Here is a 22,911-nt window from a genome sequence, read left to right on the forward strand (position 1 = left end):
CGACGGAAACGGCCGGGAGCCGGGAGGAACCGCGCGCGGGGCGGGCGGGGACTACTCGGCGGCCGGGAGGGCGGCGGGGGGACGCTGCCAGCCCCGGGAACCCCGGGCCAGGAGCCACGCCGTCGCCTCCTCGGGGGGCATCGCGGCGGCCACCAGCCAGCCCTGGACCGCGTCGCAGCCCAGGTCCCGCAGCCGCTCCCAGGTCTCGTCGTCCTCCACGCCCTCGGCGACGACGAGGAGGCCCAGCGAGTGGGCGAGGTCGAGGGTGCAGCGCACGATCTCGGCGTCCTGGGCGTCGACGGCCAGCCGGGCGACGAAGGAGCGGTCGATCTTCAGCTCGCTGACCGGCAGCCGGCGCAGGTGCACCAGGGAGGAGTAGCCGGTGCCGAAGTCGTCCAGGGACATCTTCACGCCGTGCCCGGTGAGCCCGGCGAGGGTGTCGGCGGCCCGCTGCGGATCCTCCAGCAGGACGTGTTCCGTGATCTCCAGCTGGAGCGCTCCCGCCGGGACGCCGTGCCGGGCGAGGCGGGCGGCGACGGAGCCGGCGAAGCCGGGCGTGTGCACGTCACGCGGGGAGACGTTGACGGCGACGGGTACCCGCAGGCCCTGCGCGCGCCACCGGGCGACCTGGGCGAGCGCGGTCTCCAGCACGTACTCGGTGAGGTGGGGCATCAGCCCGGAGGACTCGGCTATCGCTATGAACTCGTCCGGCGGCACCTTGCCGCGCTCGGGGTGCACCCAGCGGACCAGTGCCTCCAGGCCGGCGACCTGCCCGTCGAAGCGGACCTTGGGCTGGTAGTGGAGCTGCACCTCGTGCGCGTCCAGTGCCCGGCGAAGGTCGCCCAGCAGGCCGAGGCGGTCGGGGGTGTTGGAGTCGCGCTTGGACTCGTAGACCTCCACGCCCGTACGGTCCCTCTTCGCCTGGTACATCGCGACGTCGGCGCGGCGCAGCAGCCCCTCGGCGTCGAGGGCGTGGTCGGGGAAGACGGCGACACCGGCGCTGGCCTCCAGGACGAGGGTGAGGCCGTCGAGGTCGAGCGGGGAGCTGAGGGCGGTGACCAGACCGCGGGCGACGCGCGTGGCCGACGTGGTGGAGTCGGCTACGGGCAGTAAGACGGCGAACTCGTCACCACCGAGCCGGGCGGCCTCCGCGCCACGCGGCAGGGCGAGCCGCAGCCGGTCGGCGATCTGGAGCAGCAGCCGGTCGCCGGCCAGGTGACCCAGCGTGTCGTTCACCGAGCGGAAACGGTCGAGGTCGATCAGCATGAGCGCGGCGCGGGCGCCGATGCGCTCGGCGTCGTCCAGGGCCGTCCAGATCCGCTCCAGCAGCCACTGCCGGTTGGGCAGCCCGGTCAGCGGGTCGCGCAGCTGCTCCTCGGCGCGGGCACGGGCCATCCACAGCGTGGAGTCCAGGGCGATGAGCGGGATGGCGAAGAGCGGCAGCAGGATCGGCTGGGCGTCGGCGACGACGCACAGCAGGGGCGCGATGCCGAGCAGCGCCACGGCGACCAGGCCCTGCCGGACCAGGGCGGTGCGGGCGACGGTGGGCACCCCGCCGCGCGGTGCGTTCAGGTACCACAGCAGGCCGCGGCTGACGGCCAGGTAGACGACCGCGACCAGGACGACCTGCGGGACCGTGGCGAGGCTCCAGGTGCCGGGCCGCCAGGGCTCCTCGACGCTCGGGACCCGGCCGAACGCGCCGAGCAGCAGCGCGCCGGCGCCGAGGCCGAGGACGTCCACCGCGCCGTGCAGGACGCCCTGGCGCCAGCGGTGCCGGCGGGCGACGCCGACCAGGACGACGACGGTGAGGCTGACCAGGACGGCCGGCACCCAGCCGTACCGCAGCAGGACGGCGAGGGTGAGGGCGGCGCCCGATCCGGTGCCGCCCCACCAGCGGGCGCGGCCCAGCATGACGAGGTGGCCGACGATGACGCCGGTCAGCAGGGCCAGCGACCAGCCGACCGCGCCGCTGGGGAAGAGGGCGTGGTGGCCGATGTAGGCGCGGTAGAAGCCGGCGCCCAGGGCGAGGCCCGCTGCGGCCACGAGGCCCGCGGGCAGCGCCGGCCAGGACGGGTGCCGTTCGGTGTCGGCGCCGGTGAGGCCCGGGTCGGCCGCGAGGACGGGCAGGGGGGCGTGGGCTTCGGTGGCGGCGCCCGGTCCGGCCGGGCGCGGCTGCCGGCCCGTCCGCCCGTCGGTCCGGCCGGTCCACCGGTACCCACGCCACGCGACCGCGCGGCGGCGCAGGCGCAGCCGTGAGTCCGGGGCGGCGCTCTCGGTCGGTTCCATTCCCGTCCCTCTCACAGCCGGCGGTGCCCACGCCACGCGGCCCGATGCCCGACAACCCTCAGCAGCTCCGCGCCGAAGAACCCTTCCCCGCGCTCCTGGGGGGCACGGGGATGCCCCAGCCGGAGCCGGGCACGGCAGGCGCACCCCTCAACAGTAGGCCGCGGAAGGCTTCCACGGGCACCGGTCCCCGACGGTTGCCCGAATGCGCCCGGGCCACCCGTATGCATCTGATATGCGCCGATCGGGTGGCCTTCAACCGCTACTCCCCGGTCGGAAGCGCGACTTCGGCCGCCGCCTCCGGTCCGCGTTCCAACAGGACGGTGAAACCGTCCTCGTCCAGAACGGGAACCTTCAGCTGCATCGCCTTGTCGTACTTCGATCCGGGGTTGTCACCCACTACGACGAACGAGGTCTTCTTCGACACCGAACCGGTCACCTTCGCGCCCTGGCCCTGCAGTGCCTCCTTGGCGCCGTCCCGGGTGTGGTTCTCCAGCGTGCCGGTGACGACGACCGTGAGCCCCTCCAGCGGACGCGGCCCCTCGTCCTCGCCGGAGGACTGCTCCTCCAGCGGGACGCCCGCGGCCTTCCACTTGCGGACGATCTCGCGGTGCCAGTCCTCGGCGAACCACTCCTTGAGCGCGGCGGCGATGATGGGGCCGACGCCGTCGGTGGCCGCCAGCTCCGCCTCGGTGGCCTGTTCGATACGGTCGACGGAGCGGAACTCGCGCGCGAGGGCCTGCGCGGCGACCGGGCCCACGTGCCGGATCGACAGCCCGTTCAGGAAGCGGGCGAGCGGACGGGACTTGGCCTCCTCGATGTTCGCCAGCAGGGCGAGGGTGTTCTTCTTCGGCTCGCCCTTCTGGTTGGCGAAGACGGTGACGACCTTCTCCTCGCCGGTCCTGGGATCGCGCTTGGGCAGACCGCTGGCCGGGTCGAGGACGTAGGCCTTGATGGGCAGCAGCTTCTCCACCGTCAGGTCGAACAGGTCGCCCTCGTCCACCAGCGGCGGCTCGGCCGGCTCCAGCGGACGGGTGAGCGCGGCGGCGGCCACCTCGCCGAAGTGCTCGATGTCCAGGCAGTCGCGGCCCGCGAGGTAGGACACCCGCTCCCGCAACTGGGCGGGGCAGGTACGGGCGTTGGGGCACCTCAGGTCGATGTCGCCCTCCTTCATGGGCCTGAGCGGTGTGCCGCACTCGGGGCACTCGCCCGGCATCACGAACTCCCGCTCGCCGCCGTCCCGGAGGTCGACCACCGGACCGAGGATCTCCGGGATGACGTCACCGGCCTTGCGGAGCACGACCGTGTCCCCGATGAGGACGCCCTTGGCCTTGACGACCTCCTGGTTGTGCAGGGTGGCGAACTCGACCTCGCTGCCGGCCACCGTGACCGGCTCGACCTGCGCGTACGGCGTGACACGGCCGGTGCGGCCGACGCCGACCTTGATGTCGATCAGCTTGGTGTTGACCTCTTCCGGCGCGTACTTGTAGGCGATCGCCCAGCGCGGGGCCCGCGCGGTGGACCCGAGCCGCCCCTGGAGGCGGATCTCGTCCAGCTTGACCACGACACCGTCGATCTCGTGCTCCACGGAGTGGCGGTTCTCGCCGTAGTGCGCGATGAACTTCCTTACCCCGTCGAGGTCGTCGACCACCCTGTTGTGCGGGGAGGTGGGCAGGCCCCAGGTCTTGAGCAGGTCGTACGCCTGGGAGAGCCGGGTCATGCCCGTGAAGCCCTCCAGGGCGCCGATGCCGTGGACGACCATGTGCAGGGGGCGGGTGGCGGTGACGCGCGGGTCCTTCTGGCGCAGCGAACCGGCGGCGGCGTTGCGCGGGTTGGCGAACGGCTTGTCGCCGGCCGCCACCAGGCGTTCGTTGAGTTCGAGGAACTTCTCCATCGGGAAGTAGACCTCGCCGCGGATCTCCACCAGCTCGGGCACCTTGTCACCCGTGAGGCGGTCGGGGATGTCCGCGATCGTGCGGACGTTCGGCGTGATGTCCTCTCCGGTGCGGCCGTCGCCGCGGGTGGCCGCGCGGGTGAGACGGCCCTTCTCGTAGGTGAGGTTGACGGCGAGGCCGTCGACCTTCAGCTCGCACAGGAAGTGGTAGGTCTGCTCGCCCAGTTCGCGCGCGATGCGCTCGGCCCAGGTGGCCAGCTCCTCGTCGTTGAACGTGTTGTCGAGCGAGAGCATCCGCTGACGGTGCTCGACCGCGGTGAACTCCGTCTCGTACGACCCGGAGACCTTCTGGGTGGGCGAGTCCGGGCTGCGCAGCTCCGGATACTCCTCCTCCAGGGCCTCCAGGGACTTCAGGAGCTGGTCGAACTCCGCGTCGCTGATGACGGGAGCGTCCTTCACGTAGTACCGGAAGCGGTGCTCCTCGATCTGCTCAGCGAGCTGCGCGTGCCTGTCACGTGCCTCGGCGGGCACTGCCGTCTCCGCCTGCTGCTTGTCGCCGGCCACCGTGTCGTCCTCCCGTTACTCTGGGTTGTCCGCGAGGGATCTCGCCGCCCGGACGCAGTGGGCGAGCACCTGGCGCGCGTAGCCGGGTGAAGCGCCCGCGAGACCGCATGCCGGGGTCACCGTGACCGCCTCCGCGAGCAGCCCCGGACGCAGCCCCAGCCTGCGCCACAGCGTCCTGACACCCATGACGCTACCGGCAGGGTCTGACAACGGGCCGTCCGTGCCCGGCACGACACCGGCGAACAGGCGCGTGCCGCCCTCGACGGCCTCGCCGATCACTTCGTCGTCACGCTCGGTGAGGAGGGCGAAGTCGAACGAGACGGCCGCCGCGCCGGCCCGGCGCAGCAGGGCGAACGGCACGTCCGGGGCGCAGGAGTGCACCACCACCGGGCCGCCGCCGTGCGCGCCGAGGACGTCCCGGAGGCCGGCCTCCACGATCTGCCGGTCCACGGCCCGGTGGACGCGGTAGCCGCTGGCGGTACGGACCTGGCCGCGCAGGACGGCGGTGAGGGAGGGTTCGTCCAGCTGGAGGACGATCCGGGCGCCGGGGACACGGCGCCGGACCTCGTCCAGGTGCAGCCGCAGCCCCTCGGCGAGCGAGGCGGCCAGGTCACGGCAGGCGCCGGGATCCGAGAGGACGGCCTCGCCGTTCTTCAGCTCCAGGGCGGCGGCCAGCGTCCAGGGGCCGACCGCCTGCACCTTCAGGTGGCCCTCGTAGCCCTGCGTGAACTCCTCCAGGGCGTCCAGGTCCTCGCGCAGCCAGGACCTGGCCCGCCTGGTGTCCCGGCCCGGCCGGTCCCCGATCCGCCACCCGCTGGGCTCCACGCGCGCGTACAGCTCGACCAGCATCCCGGCGGTACGGCCGATCATGTCGGCCCCGGGCCCGCGCGCGGGCAGCTCCGGAAGGAAGGGGAAGTCCTCGAGGCTGCCGGTGACCGTCTTGGCGGCTTCCCTGGTGTCCCCGCCGGGGAGGGAGCCGACACCGGTGGCCCCCGGGAACCTGAACTGGCTGTTTTCGCTCACCCCGGCAGGGTACGTAACGCCGGCCGGGGAACCGACAGCCAGTGGGCGCCGTAGCCGCGCACGCGGGCGGTCCGGGCGCCGCCGGCCCCCGTCAGCGTCCGGGGCGTACCGTCAGGTCGTTGATCTCCGCGTCGCGTGGCAGGTCCAGGGCCAGCAGGATCGTCGTGGCGACCGACTCGGGGTCGATCCACTTCGCCGCGTCGTAGTCCTTGCCCTCCTGCTGGTGGACCTTGGCCTGCATGGGGCTCGCGGTGCGGCCGGGGTAGACGGAGGTGACCCGGAGACCGGCCGCGTGCTCCTCCTGGCGCAGGGCGTCGGCGAGGGCCTTCAGGCCGTGCTTGGAGGCGGCGTACGCGGACCAGCCGGCGTGGGCGGTGAGGCCGGCGCCGGAGTTGACGAAGATCACGTGGCCGTGGGCGGCCCGGAGCTGCGGCAGGAAGTGCCGGGTCAGCTCGGCGGGCGCGACCAGGTTGACGTTGAGCTGGTGGCGCCAGGACTTCGGGGTGAGGTCGCCGACCTCGCCGAGGTCCACGACGCCGGCGATGTGCAGCAGGGAGTCCACCCGGTCCGGGAGCGTCTGGTGGGAGAACGCCCAGGACAGCTTGTCCGGGTCCGCGAGGTCGCCGACCAGGGTGCGCGCGCCGGGGAACTCGGCCGCCAGCTCCTTCGCGCGGCCCGCGTCGCGCGCGTGCAGCACGAGTTCGTCCCCGCGCGCGTGCAGCCGGCGGGCGACGGCCGCGCCGATGCCGGAACCGGCCCCGGTGATCACATGAGTAGCCATGCCTGCCATGCTCGCATCAGTGTGGCCGGACCTGCTCCTCCAGGTAGGCCAGCGCACCGGCCGGCTCGTCGGCGAAGAAGACCAGCTCGGCCAGCGGGCGGGGCAGGAAGCCCTCGGCCTCCATGCGGCGGAACTGCTCGCGCAGGCCGTCGTAGAAGCCCGCGGTGTTCAGCAGCACGACCGGCTTCTCGGTGCGGCCGTGCTTCTTCAGCTCCAGGATCTCGGTGGCCTCGTCCAGCGTTCCGGTACCGCCCACCATGATCACCACGGCGTCGGCCTTCTCCAGCAGCAGCTTCTTGCGTTCGGCGAGGTCGGCCGCGATGACCATCTCGTCGGCACCGGGGCGCGCCTTGTTCGCCAGGAACTCCACGGACACACCGAGCAGCCTGCCGCCCGCCTCCTGCACGCCGTCGGCGACCACCTTCATCAGACCGACGTCGGAGCCGCCCCAGACGAGGGTGTGGCCGGCCTTGCCGATCTGTTCCGCGAACTCGCGCGCGGGGCGCGTGTACCGCTCGTCGAGGTCCGCGGCGGACAGGAAGACACAGATGTTCATGCCCCCTACCGTACGGTCCCCCGACCGGGCGGGAAGAAGCACGGGCCTCGGGACGCTGCACCGGTATGACCCAAGGACACACGATCACGATCCAGAAGAGCGGCCTGCACGCGCGCGTGGTGCGCGGCGGCCAGGTGCTCGCCGAGTCCGACCGCGCCCTGGAGCTGCGCGAGACGGGCTGCCCGGTGCGGTACTACATCCCCGCCGAGGACGTGCGCCTGGACCTGCTGACGCCCTCCGACACGCACACCGTCTGCCCGTTCAAGGGCACGGCGTCCTACTGGTCGCTGCCCGACGCGCCCGACCTCGTCTGGGCGTACCCGGATCCCAAGCCGGGCGTGGCGGAGATCAGGGACCACTACTGCTTCTACGACACCGACGTGTCATGACCGGTGAGTCCCGTGCCGTACGGCAGTCTGCACGGGCATGGACAAGAAGACCACTTCGCGCGACGGGACCTCCCTCGCGTACCACGTGACCGGCCGGGGGCCCGCGGTGCTCCTCGTGAGCGGCGCGATGTCCACCGGCGGCACCCTGATGCCCCTGGCGGAGAGCCTCGCGGATCGCTGCACGGCCGTCGTCTACGACCGCCGGGGCCGGGGCGAGAGCGGCGACACACCGCCGTACGCGGTCGACCGCGAGGTCGAGGACCTGGCCGCGCTGCTCGACGCGGTGGGCGGCGACGCGGCGCTGTTCGGGGTCTCCTCGGGCGGCGCGCTGGTCCTGCACGCGGCGGCGAGCGGACTGCCGGTGCGCCGGGCGGCGGTGTACGAGGTGCCGTACGCCGACCACCTGCCGGGCGGCGCCACGCGGGAGGCCGTCTACAAGGAGCAGCTGAACACGGCGCTCGCCGAGGGCCGGCGCGGGGACGCGGTGGAGCTGTTCCTGCGCCTGACGGGCCTCGGCGAGGAGATGATCCAGCGCGCCCGCCAGTCCCCGATGTGGCCCGGCATGGAGGCCGTCGCCCCCAGCCTCGCCCACGACGACGCCGTCATGGGCGACGGGCTGCTCCCCCGCGCGCGTCTGGCCGGGATCTCCGTGCCGGTGCTGGCCGTCGCGGGCGGCGCGAGCCCGGAGTGGATGCACCGGGCGAACCAGGCGGTCGCGGACGCCGTGCCCCAGGGCACGTACCGGGTCCTGGCGGGCCAGACCCACATGGTGGAACCGGACGTCCTGGGGCCGGTGCTGGCGGAGTTCGTCGCCGGCTGACGGTCCGCACCGGGGCCGGCGCCCCCGTCGGGTCAGATCGCCGGTGCCGTCGCGCGCGTGGTGGACGCGATCGTCGCCGAGCCCACCACGCGCGTGCCGTCGTACAGCACGATCGCCTGGCCGGGGGCGACCCCGCGGACCGGCTCGGCGAAGGTCACGCGCAGCTCGCCGTCGACGGGCTCGGCGGTGACCTCGGTCTCGCCGCCGTGGGCGCGCAGCTGGGCGGTGTAGGTGCCGGGCCCGGTGGGGGCGGCGCCGCACCAGCGCGGCTTGATCGCGGTGAGCGCGGTGACGTCGAGGGCGTCGGCGGGGCCGACGGTGACGGTGTTGGTGACCGGGGAGATGTCCAGGACGTAGCGCGGCTTGCCGTCCGGGGCCGGGGTGCCGATCCGCAGGCCCTTGCGCTGGCCGATGGTGAAGCCGTACGCGCCGTCGTGGGTGCCCAGCTTGGTGCCGGTCTCGTCCACGATGTCGCCCTCGGCCCTGCCGAGCCGCTTGGCCAGGAAGCCCTGGGTGTCGCCGTCGGCGATGAAGCAGATGTCGTGCGAGTCGGGCTTCCTGGCCACGGCCAGGCCCCGGCGCTCGGCCTCCGCGCGGATCTCGTCCTTGGTGGTGACGGTGTCGCCGAGCGGGAACATGGCGTGCGCGAGCTGCTTGTCGTCCAGGACGCCGAGGACGTACGACTGGTCCTTCGCCATGTCGGAGGCGCGGTGCAGTTCGCGGGAGCCGTCCCCGCGCACGATCACCTGGGCGTAGTGGCCGGTGCAGACGGCGTCGAAGCCGAGGGCCAGTGCCTTGTCCAGCAGCGCCGCGAACTTGATCTTCTCGTTGCAGCGCAGGCACGGGTTCGGGGTGCGGCCGGCCTCGTACTCGGCGACGAAGTCCTCGACGACGTCCTCACGGAAGCGGTCGGCGAGGTCCCAGACGTAGAACGGGATGCCGATGACGTCGGCCGCGCGGCGGGCGTCGCGGGAGTCCTCGATGGTGCAACAGCCCCGCGCGCCGGTGCGGAACGACTGCGGGTTCGCGGAGAGCGCGAGGTGGACGCCGGTGACGTCGTGGCCGGCTTCCGCGGCCCGCGCGGCGGCTACGGCGGAGTCCACTCCGCCGGACATGGCGGCGAGGACGCGGAGGGGGCGGGTGCGCTGCGGGGTGTCAGTCATAACCCTTCCAGGGTACGGGGACGCGGGAACCTGGTCGGCCGGATATCCGTTGGGGCTGACATGGGGGTGACGACGGACGTGGCGGCGCAGGACGGGGACCGGCGGCTGGGGCGGCGGGCCCTGCTCGTCGGCGGGGCCGCGGCCGCGGTGGGCACGGCCGTGCTGGCCCACGAGGAGCTGTCCCGCCTGTGGTGGCGGCTGCCGGGGGTGGAGAGGCCGCGGGTGGCGGGCGCGGTCGACTTCCGGGGCGCCCGCTGGGTGGCGGCCTCGCCGGCGAACTACCGGCGGGCGGACCGGCCGGACGACTACCGGGTCGACCGGGTCGTCGTCCATGTCACGCAGGGGGGCTACGCCTCGGCGGTCAAGGCCTTCCAGGACCCGGGGCACGGGGCGGCGGCGCACTACATCGTGCGCGGGGACGGGCGGGTCACCCAGCTGGTCCGCGAGCTGGACGTCGCCTTCCACGCGGGCAACCGGGAGTACAACGAACGCAGTGTCGGCATCGAGCACGAGGGCTTCGTGGCGGACGCCTCCTCCTTCACGGACGCCATGTACGCGGCCTCGGCCCGGCTGACGGCGGCGATATGCGGGCGGTACGGCATCCCCGTGGACCGGGAGCACGTCATCGGGCACGTGGAGGTGCCGGGCACGGACCACACGGACCCCGGGCGGTTCTGGGACTGGGGGCGGTACCTACACCTGGTCCGCGCGGAGCCCGAGCTGAGCACCGGGTGATCCCTAGGTCCTTTCTTTCGCGACGCCGGCGAGATCCGAAAGAGAGGGCCTAGGTGAGCCCGGCCGCCCGGGCGCGTTCGACCGCCGGGCCGATCGCCTTGGCGACGGCCTCGACGTCCGCCTCGGTGGAGGTGTGGCCGAGGGAGAAGCGCAGGGTGCCGCGGGCCAGGTCCGGGTCGGTGCCGGTGGCGAGGAGGACGTGGCTGGGCTGGGCGACGCCCGCGGTGCAGGCGGATCCGGTGGAGCACTCGATGCCCTGGGCGTCCAGCAGGAGCAGCAGGGAGTCGCCCTCGCAGCCGGGGAAGGTGAAGTGCGCGTTGGCCGGGAGCCGGCCCCCGGGTGCCGGGTCGCCGCCCAGGATCGCGTCCGGTACGGCGCTGCGCACGGCGTCGACCAGCTGGTCGCGCAGGACGCCGATCTCCCGGGCGAACCACGCCTGCTGCTCGGCGGCGAGCCGGCCGGCGACGGCGAAGGAGGCGACGGCCGGGACGTCGAGCGTGCCGGAGCGGACGTGCCGCTCCTGGCCGCCGCCGTGCAGGACGGGTACGGGGGTGTGCTCACGGCCGAGGATCAGCGCGCCGATGCCGTAGGGGCCGCCGATCTTGTGGCCGGAGACGGTCATCGCGGCGAGGCCCGAGGCCTCGAAGTCGAGGGGGACCTGGCCGAAGGCCTGGACCGCGTCGGCGTGCAGCGGGACACCGAACCCGGCGGTGACGTCGGCGAGTTCACGGACCGGCATGATCGTGCCGATCTCGTTGTTGGCCCACATCACGGTGGCCAGGGCGACGTCGTCGGGGTTGCGGGCGATGGCCTCGCGCAGCGCGTCGGGGTGGACGCGGCCGTAGGAGTCGACGGGGAGGTACTCGACGGTGGCGCCCTCGTGCTCGCCGAGCCAGTGCACGGCGTCCAGGACGGCGTGGTGCTCGACGGGACTGGCCAGGACGCGGGTGCGGGCCGGGTCGGCGGCGACGCGGGACCAGTACAGGCCCTTGACGGCCAGGTTGTCGGCCTCGGTGCCGCCCGAGGTGAAGACGACCTCGCTGGGGCGGGCGCCGAGCGCTTCGGCGAGGGCCTCGCGGGATTCCTCGACCGTACGGCGGGCCTGCCGGCCGGATGCGTGGAGGGAGGAGGCGTTGCCCGTGATGCTCAGCTGGGCGGTGAGCGCCTCTGCCGCCTCCGGGAGCATCGGGGTGGTCGCGGCGTGGTCGAGGTATGCCATGGTGAGCCCGATTCTACGGCGCCGGGTCCTCGGCCCCGGTTCCGGGCGCCCCGTGGCTGCGGCTTGCGGCGGCCGCGGCTCTGCGGCCGTGGTTCTGCGACGCGTACGGCGGCCGCCCCGTCGTCCTCGGGGCCCGGCCGTCGGTCACAGGCTCCAGGACAGCGTTCCGGAGATCTCCATCGTCACCGCCAGGACGGCCAGGTCGGCGAGGCCGAGGGCGAGGCCCAGGTAGGCGCGGGCTCGGCGGGTGGTGCCGCGCCAGAGGGCCACCGCGGCCAGGGCGATGGCGATCGGGCCGAGGAAGAGGTTGAGGACGAGCAGGCCGAGGAGGCCGAGGATGAAGGACGCGACGGCCATGCCGTCGGCGTCGCGGGTGCGCGGGCGGGTCTCGGTGCGGCCGGGGGCCGGTGCGGTCAGGTGCATGGGGCTCAGCTCCTGGGGTCCTTTCCTGAGGTGGAGGTCAGTTGGCCGAGGTGTGGCGGCGGCGCTCGCGGAGCGCGAACACGCCGAGCCAGACGGCGATGACGGCGGCCAGGACGGCGGTGACGGTCAGCGGCACGTGGGCGACGGTGCCCATCACGACTCCGAGCAGCATGAGCGCGGCGACGAGGAACAGCATGGGATGGAATCCCCCCTCCGGGATGCCTCGTTGACAGCCGGCGTTCAGCCGGTGTGAAGTTTGGGTGAACAGTTGTAGTAACAGTTGTTCACTGACTTCGAGTCTAGCGCCCTCGGCGGCTTTTCAATTCCGGAGAACAGTTGTTAACTGGATGACATGAGTCACACCCTCGGCATCCGGCAGGCCCAGAAGCAGAAGACCCGGCAGGCGTTCCTCGACGCGGCGCTCGCGCTGCTGGAGGAGCAGAGCCTGAGCAGTCTGGGCCTGCGCGAGGTCACCCGGGCCGTCGGTGTCGCCCCGACCGCCTTCTACCGGCACTTCCGCTCGACCGCCGACCTCGGTGTGGCCCTGGTCGACGAGGCGCTGGGCAGCCTGCACCCGATGGTGCGGACGACGGTCTCCGCGACGGGTGACAGCGCGGAACGCATCACCCGTGCCGTCGAGTTGATCGCCCACCACGTGGAGGCGCACCCCGCGCACGTCCGCTTCGTCGCCCGTGAGCGGCACGGCGGGGTGCAGCCGGTGCGCGAGGCCATACGGGCCCAACTGCTGCGGTTCGCCGAGGAGGTGAAGGCGGAGCTGGCCAAGGACCCGGAGGCGGCGGGCTGGAGCGACGACGACCTGCTGATGCTCGCGCACCTCTACGTCGACCAGATGCTCGTCACCGCCTCCCAGTTCCTGGAGGCGCTGGAGGCCCCGCAGGAGGAGCGGGAGCGGGTGGCGCAGCTCGCCACCCGCCAGCTGCGGCTCATCAGCATCGGCCGCGGCCACTGGCTGGACTGACGCCGGCCGGCCCTGCCGGGCCGCTCCCAGGAGTTCCCCGAACCGCACGCGGCCGGCAGCGGGGGCAGCGCCGGCAGGACGGCGGCGGGTGGCGCGGTGAGCGGCGCGTGACTGTTCGGGGGGTCACCGGCGGCGCGGCTCCCGCAGCTCCCGCGACTCCGTCGGCACAGGGAGCGGGAGAGCGGGGAGGCCCCCGATGCCGGTCCCGACGCACATGGGGTCGGGCAAGGGACGGAAACGGTAAGAAGTGTTCAGCCGAGCCTTACCCGGGCGAGCTGGCGGGACTGGGCGACCAGGCGGTCCGCGCTGTCCCACACCTCGGCGTCCTCCTCCAGGAAGCCGCCGGCCAGGTTGCGGGTGGTGATCGACACCCGCAGCGGGCCGGGGGCCGGGCGGTGGCGGACGTGGACGGTGAGTTCCACGGTCGGCACCCAGCCCTTGAGGCCCAGCTCGAAGGCGGTGGGCGGGAGCGCGTCGACGGCGAGGAGCAGCGAGAACGGGTCGGCGTCACGGCCGTCGGCGAGCCCGAACCAGGCGCGCATCTCGCCCTTGCCGGACGGCCGGCCGAGCGCCCAGCCGAGGGTGGCGGGGTCCAGCCTGAGCCTCAGCCGTTCGGTGATGGCGGAGCTGCCGTCGACCGGGGCGGGGCCGTCCTCGGCGCCGAAGCACTGCTCCGGCGGCGGGATGGGGGGCGGGGTGGCCGTCGTGCGGACGTCGTCCGGGAGGGTGGCGAGGTCGCCGTAGGAGGCGAGGACGCGGATGCGTTCGACCTCGTTGCCCTGGTCGTCGTACTGGAAGAGGGAGGCCTGGCCGGTGGAGAGGGTGCGGCCGGTGCGCACGGTCTCGGTGCGCACGACCGCGGGGCCCGGCTGGGAGGCGGTCAGGTAGTGCGCGGAGATGGTGAAGGGGTCCGGGTGCGGGAGGGCGTCCGCGAGGGCCCGGCCGAGCACGGCCAGCAGGTAGCCGCCGTTGACGGCGCTGATGATGGTCCAGCCGGCCGAGAGGTCGATGTCGTAGACACCGGGCTCGCGGCGGGTGACCGCGGTGTCGCGGTCGAACTCGCTGTCGCCGATCAGGGCCCGTACGGCTGGGACGGAAGCTGCTTCTGGCATGGCTGAACAGTACAGTAGAAAACTACTAAGCGGTAGCTTTTTGTGTGACAACCGGATGACATGATCCGGCCTCCGGGTGAGGTTCCGGCAATTTCTCGGTAAGTGTCCTGACACGTCCACAACCTCGGGCCGCGGAACTCCCTCTATGGGGACATGAGCCTCACCGGGACTCCGTTCCTCTACCTGACCGTCGTGCTGTCCGTGGTCGCCCTGATACTGCCACTCCTGCTGTGGTCGCGGATGCGCGGGCCCAGGCCGCTGCGCACCGCGGCCCGGGTCCTGATGCTGCTGTTCGCCCAGGGCACGGCCGTCACGCTGGTCTTCGTGCTGGTGAACAACCAGAACAACCTGTACGACAACTGGGCCGACCTGTTCGGCACCGGCAACCACGTCCAGCAGGCCGCCGACCTCGGCCGGGACGGTACCGGCGGGATCGCGGTGAAACGGTTGCCCAAGGTGCGCCAGACCTTCACGGCCGCCGACGGGCCCGGCATGCGCGCGGCCGGCGGGGTGCGGGTCACGCAGCTCAGGGGCCGGGTCTCCGGCGTGAACGCCGAGGTCTACGTCTGGCTGCCGCCGCAGTACGGCCAGCCGGCCTACCGCCACACCAGGTTCCCGGTGGTGGAGCTGCTGCCGGGCTATCCCGGCTCGGCCAAGGCCTGGTTCGGCTCGATGAAGGCCCACGAGCAGCTGCTGCCGCTGATGCGCAGCGGCCGGGTGGCGCCGTTCATCCTGGTCGCGCCGCGCACCAACCTGCTGGCCGGTGTGGACACCGGCTGCGCCAACATCCCCGGGCAGGTCAACGCCGACACCTGGCTGAGCGTCGACGTGCCGAAGATGGTCACGGACAACTTCCGGGCCCAGCCGGCGCCCCAGGGCTGGGCGGTGGCCGGGTACTCGGCGGGCGCTCACTGCGCGGTCAAGCTGGCCGTGGCCCACCCGGACCGGTACCGGGCCGCGGTGAGCATGTCCGGCTACAACGACCCGATCGGCGAGCGCAACTCCCTCGCCGCGCAGACCCCCGCGCTGCGCGCCGCGAACAACCCCTATCTGATGCTGCGGCAGGCGGCCGAGGGGCCCCGGATCGCGCTGTACCTGTCCGGCGAGTCCGGCGACGGCTACCAGGCGGGCATGGCCCTGGAGTCCGTCGCCAAGGCGCCGACCACCGTGCGGGTGGTGTTCCTGCCGCGCAGCGCGGGCGGTCACACCATGGCGCTGTGGCGTCCGCAGGTGGACACCGTCTTCCGCTGGCTGACCCTGCAGATGGGCCAGAGCCACGCCAGGGGCCGGGACACGTCGGTCGCCGGGACCACCGCCGCCGGGGCCGCTACTCCTCCGTCACCGTCGACCGGCGGTTCCACGCACGCGGCGCTCGCCAGTGGAACCGCATCGCGAGCAGGCGCAGCACGAAAGCCGTGACGGCGGCGAGGGCGCTGGTGAGGGGGGTGAGGGCGTCGTAGCGCAGGCAGAGCACGACCATCGTGGCGCCGACGATGGCGGGGACCGCGTACAGGTCGCGGTCCCAGCGCAGCAGCGAGGGCACCTCGTTGGCCAGCACGTCGCGCAGCACGCCGCCGCCCACGGCGGTGGCCAGGCCCAGCGTCGCCGACGCGGTCAGGCCGAGGCCGTAGCTGTACGCCTTCGTCGTACCGCTGACACAGAACAGGCCGAGGCCGGCCGCGTCGAAGACGAGCACCGCCGCCTGGATGCGCTCCACGTGCGGGTGCAGGAAGAAGACGACGAGGGTGGCGAGCAGCGGGGTGAGGAAGTACCCGAGGTCCGTGAAGGCGGCCGGGGGTACGGCCCCGATGACGAGGTCGCGGAACAGTCCCCCGCCCAGCGCGGTGACCTCGGCGAGCACGGCGATGCCGAAGACGTCGAAGTTCTTCCGTACGGCCAGCAGGGCGCCGGAGATCGCGAACACGAAGATCCCGACGACATCGAGCGTGTGCTGGACGGAGGGACTGAATAGTTGCTGGAGCTGCACCCCGACATTCTCGCCTGCCGGAGTGCGCGCCCCTTACGAAGCCGGGCTCACAGGGCGGGCTTGCCCGTGGTGAACAGCCAGGTGTGGAAGAGGTCGTCGAGCTGCTGCCCGCTGACGCGCTCGGCGAGGCGGACGAAGTCGGCGGTGTCCGCGTTGCCGTACCGGTGGAGCCTCGTCCAGGCCGGGAGCAGCTTGAAGAACGCCGTGTCGCCGATCCGCTCGCGGAGCATCTGGAGGGTCATCGCGCCGCGGTCGTACACGGCGGAGGCGAACATCGTGTCCCGCTGCGGGTCGGCCACCTTCACCTGCCAGAAGGAGGAGCCGGCGGGGATGGAGCGGTAGTCGGCGAGGAAGGAGTCGTGCGCCGAGCGGGTGCCCTTGTGCTCGGCCCACAGCCACTGGGCGTAGGTGGCGAAGCCCTCGTTCAGCCAGATGTCCTTCCACTGCGCCACGCTCACCGAGTCGCCGAACCACTGGTGGGCCAGCTCGTGCACGATGGTCGTCTCGCTGCGCACGGCCGAGTAGGCGGGCTTGCTCTGCACCTCCAGCGAGAACCCCGCCTCCGGCATGTCGTCGACGATCGCGCCGGTCTCCTCGAAGGGGTACGGCCCGAAGACCTGCGACCAGTAGTCGGTGGCGGCGGCCGTGACGGCGTACACGTCGACCTTGTTGCTGTTCTTCAGCACGGGGTCGACGGCGACGTACACGGGGATGCCGCCGGGCGTGCGGCCGGTGCGCACGTCGAACTTCCCGATGGTGGCGGTGGCGAGGTAGGTCGCCATCGGCTTCGACTCGCGCCAGTGGGTGTACGTCGAGCCGCCCTTGTCGTACGTCGACACCAGCCGGCCGTTGGAGACGCCGGTCAGGCCCCGGGGCGCCTTGATCCGGATGTCGTAGGTGGCCTTGTCGGCGGGGTGGTCGCTGGACGGGAACCAGGTGGAGGCGGCGTTGGGTTCGCAGGCGACGAAGACGCCGTCGGGGGTCTTCATCCAGCCGTACTTGGAGCCGAACACGATGGGGCCGCTGAGGGGCTGCGGTATGCCGCCGTAGGTCACGGAGACGGTGAAGTCCCGTCCCCGGGCGAGCGGGTGGCGCGGGGTGACGGTCATCTCGTCGCCGTCGCGCGTGAACCGCGCGGGTCTGCCGTCGACCCGGACGCCGGTGACCTCCAGCTGCTGGAGGTCGAGGTCGAAGGAGGAGAGCCGCTGGGTGGCGCGGGCCCTGAGGGTCGTACGGCCGTCCAGGCGGCCGGTGTCCGGGGCGTAGGCGATGTCCAGGTCGTAGTGGCGGGCGTCGAAGCCGCCGTTGCCCAGCCGGGGGAAGTAGGGGTCGCCGATGCCGGGGGCGCCGGGGGTGGGGGCGGGGGAGGCGGCGACGACGAGGAAGGAGGCCGCCGCGGTGGCGACGGCCCCCAGACGTGCCGAACGGGAGAGTGGCATGTGTCGTCCCTTTCGAGCGTGCCGATCAGTGGTCGGGCACGGACGACTCTTCACTCTCCCGTTTGGACATGTCCATGACTTTACCTAGTCGTCATGTGCTACTTCCCGGTTGACTCCTGGGAGTCACCGGCCCCGGCCTCCCGCCCGGCCTCCTCGGCGACGGCTTCGGTGTCCCCCGGGCCCTCGGCGGGAGCGTCGGGCTCCGCGACGGGGGCACCGGCCTCGGACGCGGGGGCGTCGGCCCCGGGTGCGGCCTTCCTGGTCGACACCTTGGCGCCGGGCCCGGTCTTCACACCGGAAACCGGCTCGGCCTCGGCAGCCGCCGACTCCTCGGCAGCCGCCGGCTCCTCGGAAACCGCCTTCCCGGACACCGCCGCCTCCTCGGCAGCCGCCTTCCCGGACGCCGTCTCCTCCTCGGCAGCCGCCGGCTCTTCGGCGACCGGTGCCGGGACAGCCGCCGAACCCTCGGAGAGGACCGCGTCCGGAACCAGTTCCGACGCCTTCTTCGCCGCCGTCAGCAGGACCGTGTCCTGGGGTGCTTGGTCCTCGAAGTTCTCCGGGTGGTGGCAGGCCACGCGCTGACCGGGCCTCAGCTCGACCAGCTGCGGCTCGGTCGTCCGGCAGATCTCCGTCGCCTTCCAGCACCGGGTGTGGAACCGGCAGCCGGGGGGCGGGGCGATCGGCGAGGGCACGTCGCCGCGGAGCAGGATGCGCTCGCTCTTCTGCCCCCGCCGCTTGGGGTCCGGCACCGGCACCGCGGACAGCAGCGCCTTGGTGTACGGGTGCATCGGCGCCTCGTACAGCGAGGTGCGGTCGGCGAGTTCCACGATCTTGCCGAGGTACATCACCGCGATCCGGTCCGAGACGTGCCGGACGACCGAGAGGTCGTGCGCGATGATCACGTAGGTCAGGCCGAGTTCCTGCTGGAGGTCGTCCATCAGGTTCACGACCTGCGCCTGGATCGACACGTCCAGCGCGGACACCGGCTCGTCCGCCACGACCAGCTTCGGCTTCAGGGCGAGCGCGCGGGCGATGCCGATGCGCTGGCGCTGACCGCCGGAGAACTCGTGCGGGTAGCGGTTGTAGTGCTCGGGGCTGAGGCCGACCAGTTCGAGGAGCCGCTGGACCTCCTTCTTCACCCCGCCCTCGGGCTCCACGCCCTGGAGCCGGAAGGGCGCCGAGACGATCGAGCCGATGGTGTGCCGGGGGTTCAGGGAGCCGTACGGGTCCTGGAAGATCATCTGGATGTCGCGGCGCAGCGGGCGCATCTGCCCGGCGCCGAGCCGCGTGATGTCCCGGCCCTCGAAGCTGATCCGGCCGCCCGTCGGGTCCTGGAGGCGGGTGATGACCCGGCCCATGGTCGACTTGCCGCAGCCCGACTCGCCGACCACGCCCAGGGTCTCGCCCTTGCGCACCTCGAAGTCGATGCCGTCGACGGCCTTCACGGCACCGACCTGGCGCTGCAGGATGCCCTTCTTGATCGGGAAGTGCTTGGTCAGGCCCTCGACCTTGAGCAGCACCTCCCGCTCCTCGGGAGCCGACGCCTGCTTCGGGACCGCGGCCTCGGCGACGGTGTCCGTCTTCTTGGTCTCACTCACAGCTTCGGCGCAATCTCTTCGGTCCAGATCCGCTGGCGGTCCTCGGTCGAGAGGTGGCACGCGGAGAAGTGCCCGGTGCTCACCTGCTCCAGCTCGGGGCGCACCGTGCGGGTGACGTTCCCCTTGGGGATGTCCGCGTACGGGCAGCGCGGGTGGAAGGCGCAGCCCGAGGGGACGTTGATGAGGCTCGGCGGAGAGCCCTTGACCGGGATGAGCCGCTCGGAGGTCTCGCGGTCGATGCGGGGCATCGAGCCGAGCAGGCCCCAGGTGTAGGGGTGCTGCGGCTGTTCGAAGACCTCGCCGGCCGGACCGCGCTCCACGCACCGGCCGCCGTACATCACGAGGACGTCGTCGGCGATCTCGGCGACCACACCGAGGTCGTGGGTGATCATGATGACCGCGGAGCCGAACTCCTTCTGCAGGTCCCGGATCAGGTCGAGAATCTGCGCCTGGACGGTCACGTCGAGGGCGGTGGTCGGCTCGTCCGCGATGAGCAGTTCGGGGTTGTTCACCAGCGCCATGGCGATCATGGCGCGCTGGCGCATACCGCCGGAGAACTCGTGCGGGTAGCCGTCGACGCGCTTGGCCGGCTCGGGGATGCCGACCCGGTCGAGCATCTCGATCGCCCGGGCGCGGGCGACCTTCTTGCTGACGTCGTGGTGCACCCGGTACGCCTCGACGATCTGGTCGCCGATCTTGTAGTAGGGGTGCATCGCGGACAGCGGGTCCTGGAAGATCATCGCCATCTCGCGGCCGCGGAGCTTGCGCACCTCGTCCGGGGCGGCGGAGACCAGCTCCGTGCCGTCCAGCCAGATCTCGCCGGACATCCGCACGTTCTTGCCGCGGGTGCCGAGCCGGTGCAGGCCCATGATGGCCTGCGAGGTGACGGACTTGCCGGAGCCGGACTCGCCGACGATGGCGAGGGTCCGGCCCTTCTCCAGCGAGAAGCTGAGCCCGTCGACGGACTTGACCACGCCGTCGTCGGTCGGGAAGTGCACCTTGAGGTCGCGGACCTCCAGGAAGGCCTCGGGCGCCTTGCCGAGCGTGGGCTCGCCCACGGCCGCGCCGGTCTTGGAGAGTTCGGTCACGAGAGCCTCACCCGCGGGTCGGCGGCGGCGTAGAGCACGTCCACCAGGAGATTTGCGATCACGACGAAGAAGGCGGCGAGCAGGGTCACGCCGAGGATCTTGGGCAGGTCGTTGTCGGTGATGCCCTGCACCGCGTACTGGCCTACGCCGCCCAGCGAGAAGACGCTCTCGGTGATGACGGCGCCGCCGAGCAGCAGACCGACGTCCATGCCGAAGACGGTGATGATCGGGGTGAGGGCGGCGCGCAGGCCGTGCCGGACCACGACCTTGCGTTCGCGCAGGCCCTTCGCGCGGGCCGTGCGGATGAAGTCCTCGTTCATCGTCTCCAGCATGCCCGAGCGGGTGAGCCGCGCGTAGATGGCGGAGTAGAGCAGCGCCAGCGAACACCAGGCGGGGAAGAGCGTGTTCGCCCACTGCTCGGGGTTCTCGGTGAGCGGGACGTAGTCGCGGCCGAAGATCGGCCAGTTGAAGACGAAGAGCAGGATCGCCAGGTTCCCCGTGAAGAACATGGGCAGCGAGACACCGGCGAGCGCGACGCCCATGAAGGTGCGGTCGAAGAACGAGCGCGGCTTCAGCGCGGAGATCACACCGATGGCCACACCGGAGACGAGCCACAGCACGGCGGCGCCGGCGGCCAGCGAGAGGGTGATCGGGATGCGCTGGGTGAGCTGCGGCCAGACCGCCACGTGGTCCTTGAACGAGTAGCCGAAGCAGGGCACGTCACAGTGGACCGTCGTGGGTCCGAGGTTGTAGTCGGCGCCGGCCACGATCCCCTTGATGAAGTGCCAGTACTGGACGTAGACGGGCTGGTCCAGACCGAGGTTGTGCTTGACCGCGGCGATGTCCGCCTTCGACGGGCTCTTGCCGATGTACTGCTGCGCCAGCTGGTCCGCTGTCTGGCCGGCGAGCCGTGGCAGCAGGAAGAAGATGGCAAAGGTGACCGCGGAGACGACCAGCAGCAGGATCACTGCCGCGAACGTCCGGCGGAGGATGTACGAGATCACGGGGACCGGCGCTGGTGCCCGCGGGCCGCGAAGCCCGCGGGCACCAATGCCTTCACCTGCCTTCCGGGGCTGCTACTTCGACGCGACGCCGATGTTGAGGTAGTCGTACTCACCGCTGAAGGCCGCCGTGGAGACCAGGTTGGTGTAGCCGGTCGGGCGGGCCAGCAGGACCTTGAAGTACGTCAGCGGGACGAGGACGGCGTCGTCCATCGTCTTCTTGTCGATCTGCGTGTAGAGGCTGTTGCGCTCGGTGGTGTCCTGGGTGCCGATCGCCTTGGCCAGCAGGTCGTTGACCTGCTTGTTGTCGTACTGCGACAGGTTGGTGTTGCCGGACTGGCTGATCGCCTTGCCGTTCAGGATCTGCTGAAGGAAGCCGTAGCCGGAGGGCCAGTCGGCACCCCACTGCATCATGTGCAGACCGAGGTTCTGCTTCTTGGTGAACTTCGGCACGCCCGCGTAGTCGGTGAAGTACTTGCCCGACGGGAACTGCTTGAGGGTGGCGTTGATGCCGACCTTCTTCAGCGAGGCGATGATCGCCGTGGCGGCGTCGATCTCCTGCGGACGGTCCGAACGGGCCGAGATGCTCGTCGAGATCGACGTCTTGCCGCAGGCCTTCAGCAGCGACTTGGCCTTGGCGACGTCGCCCTTGTTGCCCGGCGTGGCGTAGACGTCGTTCTTCTGGTAGCCCGGGATGTCCGGCGGCAGGACCGTGGAGGCGATCTCACCGCGGATCGGGCCGCCCTCGGCGGTCTGCACCGAGACCTTGTCGACGGCGTACTGGACGGCCTTGCGGCACTCGAGCTTGTCGAACGGCGCGACCGTGGTGTTGATCGCGAGGAAGACCAGACGGCCACCGTAGGTGTTGTCCGTGTTGGCCTTCTTCGACGGGTCGGTGACGACCTGGGCCTGCGTGGCGGCCTGGACACCCGTGCCGCCGAGGTCGATCGCGTTGCCCGCCTGGACGTCCTTGTCGATCGTCTCCGGGTTGACCTTCAGCTTGACGACGATCTTGTCCGGCAGCTGCTTGCGCAGCGGGTCCGTCTTCGGGTCCCAGTTCTCGTTGCGGACGAGGACGGCCTGCTGGCCCTCCTGGTAGCTCTGGAACTTGTACGAGCCGGAGGAGACGATGTGCTTGATGTAGTCGATGCCGGTGTCCTTCGCCTTGGGCACCGGGGCCGTCTGCGGGGCGGCGACCAGGTAGTCGAACTCCTGGAAGGCCTGCTTCAGGTGGAAGACGATCGTCTGGTCGTCCGGCGTCTGGATGGAGGACAGGCCCTTGTCGCTCTTGTCCTTGTACGGGCCCTTGTACTTGTCGCCGCCGGCCAGGAACTGCTGGAAGTAGTTCGGGCCGAGGGAGAGCACGTCACGCGCGAAGTTGGAGCGCTCGACGGCGTACTTGACGTCCTTCGAGGTGATCGGCGTGCCGTCGTCGTACTTCAGGCCCGAACGCAGCTTGTACGTCCAGGTCTTGCCGCCGTCGCTCGGGACGCCCTTGCTCGCCGCGAGGTCGGGGACGAGGGTGTTGCCCTCCTCGCCGGGGCCGGGCTTGAAGGTCATCAGCGGGCGGGCCCACAGCCGGCTGAGGTTGTACATGTACGCGTAGTACGTGTTGCCGGGGTCGAGCGAGTCCGGGACGTCGGACAGCTCGTAGGTGACCGTGCCGCCCTTCTTGTCCGACACGTTGACGACGCCCTTGGTCGCGGCGTTGGCCCCGGCCGACTTGGTCCCGTTCTCGTTCTTGTTGTCATCGGCCTTGCTGCAGCCTGCAACGAGCAGACTGGCGGAGCCGATGGCCGCGATCGCGGCCAGCGCTGACCTTCGCATGATGGGCGCTTTCCCCTCCATTGTTGGAAA

At 71.7% G+C, this 22,911-nt stretch carries 21 protein-coding genes; 5 read left to right on the forward strand and 16 right to left on the reverse strand.

The annotated features are described in order from the left end of the window. Positions 1-51: 51 nt before the first annotated feature. The 5 genes from ACZ3ZD_RS18630 to ACZ3ZD_RS18650 all read right to left on the reverse strand — a co-directional run bounded on the left by ACZ3ZD_RS18630 (position 52) and on the right by ACZ3ZD_RS18650 (position 7,101). Entirely contained in the window at positions 52-2,286 is a 2,235-nt protein-coding gene (locus tag ACZ3ZD_RS18630) for a putative bifunctional diguanylate cyclase/phosphodiesterase (protein WP_467398355.1), read from the reverse strand. Positions 2,287-2,545: 259 nt separating this feature from the next. Continuing rightward, positions 2,546-4,741, reverse strand: a complete 2,196-nt coding sequence (gene ligA / locus ACZ3ZD_RS18635) for an NAD-dependent DNA ligase LigA (RefSeq protein ID WP_467398357.1) — start codon at positions 4,739-4,741, stop codon at positions 2,546-2,548. 15 nt (positions 4,742-4,756) lie between these two features. Continuing rightward, on the reverse strand, positions 4,757-5,764 hold the full coding sequence (locus ACZ3ZD_RS18640) for a methionine synthase (protein ID WP_467398360.1): 1,008 nt from the start codon (positions 5,762-5,764) through the stop codon (positions 4,757-4,759). A gap of 91 nt (positions 5,765-5,855) precedes the next feature. After that, complete coding sequence (locus ACZ3ZD_RS18645) at positions 5,856-6,554, reverse strand: SDR family oxidoreductase (RefSeq protein ID WP_467398362.1); 699 nt, start codon at positions 6,552-6,554, stop codon at positions 5,856-5,858. Between the two features lie 7 nt (positions 6,555-6,561). Beyond that, positions 6,562-7,101 (reverse strand): LOG family protein, encoded by a 540-nt coding sequence (locus ACZ3ZD_RS18650; protein WP_467398365.1) that lies wholly within the window; start codon positions 7,099-7,101, stop codon positions 6,562-6,564. 65 nt (positions 7,102-7,166) lie between these two features. On the opposite strand from ACZ3ZD_RS18650, the gene ACZ3ZD_RS18655 reads away from it, so the two are divergent. Together ACZ3ZD_RS18655 and ACZ3ZD_RS18660 are read left to right on the forward strand one after the other, a co-directional pair. Next, positions 7,167-7,490 (forward strand): DUF427 domain-containing protein, encoded by a 324-nt coding sequence (locus ACZ3ZD_RS18655; protein WP_467398367.1) that lies wholly within the window; start codon positions 7,167-7,169, stop codon positions 7,488-7,490. Between the two features lie 37 nt (positions 7,491-7,527). Then, entirely contained in the window at positions 7,528-8,310 is a 783-nt protein-coding gene (locus ACZ3ZD_RS18660) for an alpha/beta fold hydrolase (protein WP_467398370.1), read from the forward strand. A 32-nt stretch (positions 8,311-8,342) separates the two neighbouring features. Here the strand turns inward: ACZ3ZD_RS18660 and mnmA are convergent, their stop codons facing one another. After that, positions 8,343-9,473 (reverse strand): tRNA 2-thiouridine(34) synthase MnmA, encoded by a 1,131-nt coding sequence (gene mnmA / locus ACZ3ZD_RS18665; RefSeq protein ID WP_467398372.1) that lies wholly within the window; start codon positions 9,471-9,473, stop codon positions 8,343-8,345. A gap of 60 nt (positions 9,474-9,533) precedes the next feature. On the opposite strand from mnmA, the gene ACZ3ZD_RS18670 reads away from it, so the two are divergent. Continuing rightward, on the forward strand, positions 9,534-10,208 hold the full coding sequence (locus ACZ3ZD_RS18670; RefSeq protein ID WP_467398374.1) for an N-acetylmuramoyl-L-alanine amidase: 675 nt from the start codon (positions 9,534-9,536) through the stop codon (positions 10,206-10,208). 49 nt (positions 10,209-10,257) lie between these two features. Here ACZ3ZD_RS18670 and ACZ3ZD_RS18675 read toward each other — a convergent pair whose 3' ends face one another. From ACZ3ZD_RS18675 to ACZ3ZD_RS18685, 3 genes are all read right to left on the reverse strand, one after another. Beyond that, positions 10,258-11,427, reverse strand: coding sequence for a cysteine desulfurase family protein (locus tag ACZ3ZD_RS18675; RefSeq protein ID WP_467398376.1), 1,170 nt, complete (start codon positions 11,425-11,427; stop codon positions 10,258-10,260). Positions 11,428-11,571: 144 nt separating this feature from the next. Beyond that, a complete protein-coding gene (locus tag ACZ3ZD_RS18680) occupies positions 11,572-11,850 on the reverse strand; it encodes a DUF4190 domain-containing protein (RefSeq protein WP_467398378.1) in 279 nt (92 codons plus the stop codon). A 37-nt stretch (positions 11,851-11,887) separates the two neighbouring features. Further along, a complete protein-coding gene (locus ACZ3ZD_RS18685) occupies positions 11,888-12,046 on the reverse strand; it encodes a DUF4229 domain-containing protein (protein ID WP_467398380.1) in 159 nt (52 codons plus the stop codon). A 156-nt stretch (positions 12,047-12,202) separates the two neighbouring features. Here ACZ3ZD_RS18685 and ACZ3ZD_RS18690 point away from each other — a divergent pair, with 156 nt between their 5' ends. Then, complete coding sequence (locus ACZ3ZD_RS18690) at positions 12,203-12,829, forward strand: TetR family transcriptional regulator (RefSeq protein WP_467398383.1); 627 nt, start codon at positions 12,203-12,205, stop codon at positions 12,827-12,829. A 251-nt stretch (positions 12,830-13,080) separates the two neighbouring features. Here ACZ3ZD_RS18690 and ACZ3ZD_RS18695 read toward each other — a convergent pair whose 3' ends face one another. Continuing rightward, positions 13,081-13,941, reverse strand: coding sequence for a thioesterase family protein (locus ACZ3ZD_RS18695; RefSeq protein WP_467398385.1), 861 nt, complete (start codon positions 13,939-13,941; stop codon positions 13,081-13,083). A gap of 153 nt (positions 13,942-14,094) precedes the next feature. On the opposite strand from ACZ3ZD_RS18695, the gene ACZ3ZD_RS18700 reads away from it, so the two are divergent. Next, positions 14,095-15,360 (forward strand): alpha/beta hydrolase, encoded by a 1,266-nt coding sequence (locus ACZ3ZD_RS18700; protein ID WP_467398388.1) that lies wholly within the window; start codon positions 14,095-14,097, stop codon positions 15,358-15,360. On the opposite strand, the gene ACZ3ZD_RS18705 is transcribed toward ACZ3ZD_RS18700, so the two are convergent. From ACZ3ZD_RS18705 to ACZ3ZD_RS18730, 6 genes are all read right to left on the reverse strand, one after another. After that, the gene (locus ACZ3ZD_RS18705; RefSeq protein WP_467398390.1) at positions 15,269-15,928 is read right to left on the reverse strand and encodes a trimeric intracellular cation channel family protein; all 660 of its coding nucleotides are present in this window, start codon (positions 15,926-15,928) and stop codon (positions 15,269-15,271) included. The two genes, ACZ3ZD_RS18700 and ACZ3ZD_RS18705, sit on opposite strands and share 92 nt — an antisense overlap. A 47-nt stretch (positions 15,929-15,975) precedes the next feature. Further along, on the reverse strand, positions 15,976-17,367 hold the full coding sequence (locus ACZ3ZD_RS18710; protein WP_467398391.1) for a M1 family metallopeptidase: 1,392 nt from the start codon (positions 17,365-17,367) through the stop codon (positions 15,976-15,978). A 98-nt stretch (positions 17,368-17,465) separates the two neighbouring features. Next, a complete protein-coding gene (locus ACZ3ZD_RS18715; RefSeq protein WP_467398394.1) occupies positions 17,466-18,965 on the reverse strand; it encodes an ABC transporter ATP-binding protein in 1,500 nt (499 codons plus the stop codon). Continuing rightward, complete coding sequence (locus ACZ3ZD_RS18720) at positions 18,962-20,053, reverse strand: ABC transporter ATP-binding protein (RefSeq protein WP_467398396.1); 1,092 nt, start codon at positions 20,051-20,053, stop codon at positions 18,962-18,964. Before ACZ3ZD_RS18720 ends, ACZ3ZD_RS18715 begins: the two co-directional genes overlap by 4 nt. Next, positions 20,050-21,057 carry an ABC transporter permease gene (locus tag ACZ3ZD_RS18725; protein ID WP_467398398.1) on the reverse strand — a complete coding sequence of 336 codons (1,008 nt, stop codon included), beginning with the start codon at positions 21,055-21,057 and terminating at the stop codon, positions 20,050-20,052. The genes ACZ3ZD_RS18720 and ACZ3ZD_RS18725 overlap by 4 nt, the downstream gene beginning before the upstream one ends. Before the next feature lie 72 nt (positions 21,058-21,129). Beyond that, entirely contained in the window at positions 21,130-22,881 is a 1,752-nt protein-coding gene (locus ACZ3ZD_RS18730; protein WP_467398401.1) for an ABC transporter substrate-binding protein, read from the reverse strand. Positions 22,882-22,911 lie beyond the last annotated feature (30 nt).

The sequence above is a fragment of the Streptomyces sp. NPDC023481 genome, assembly GCF_055560195.1.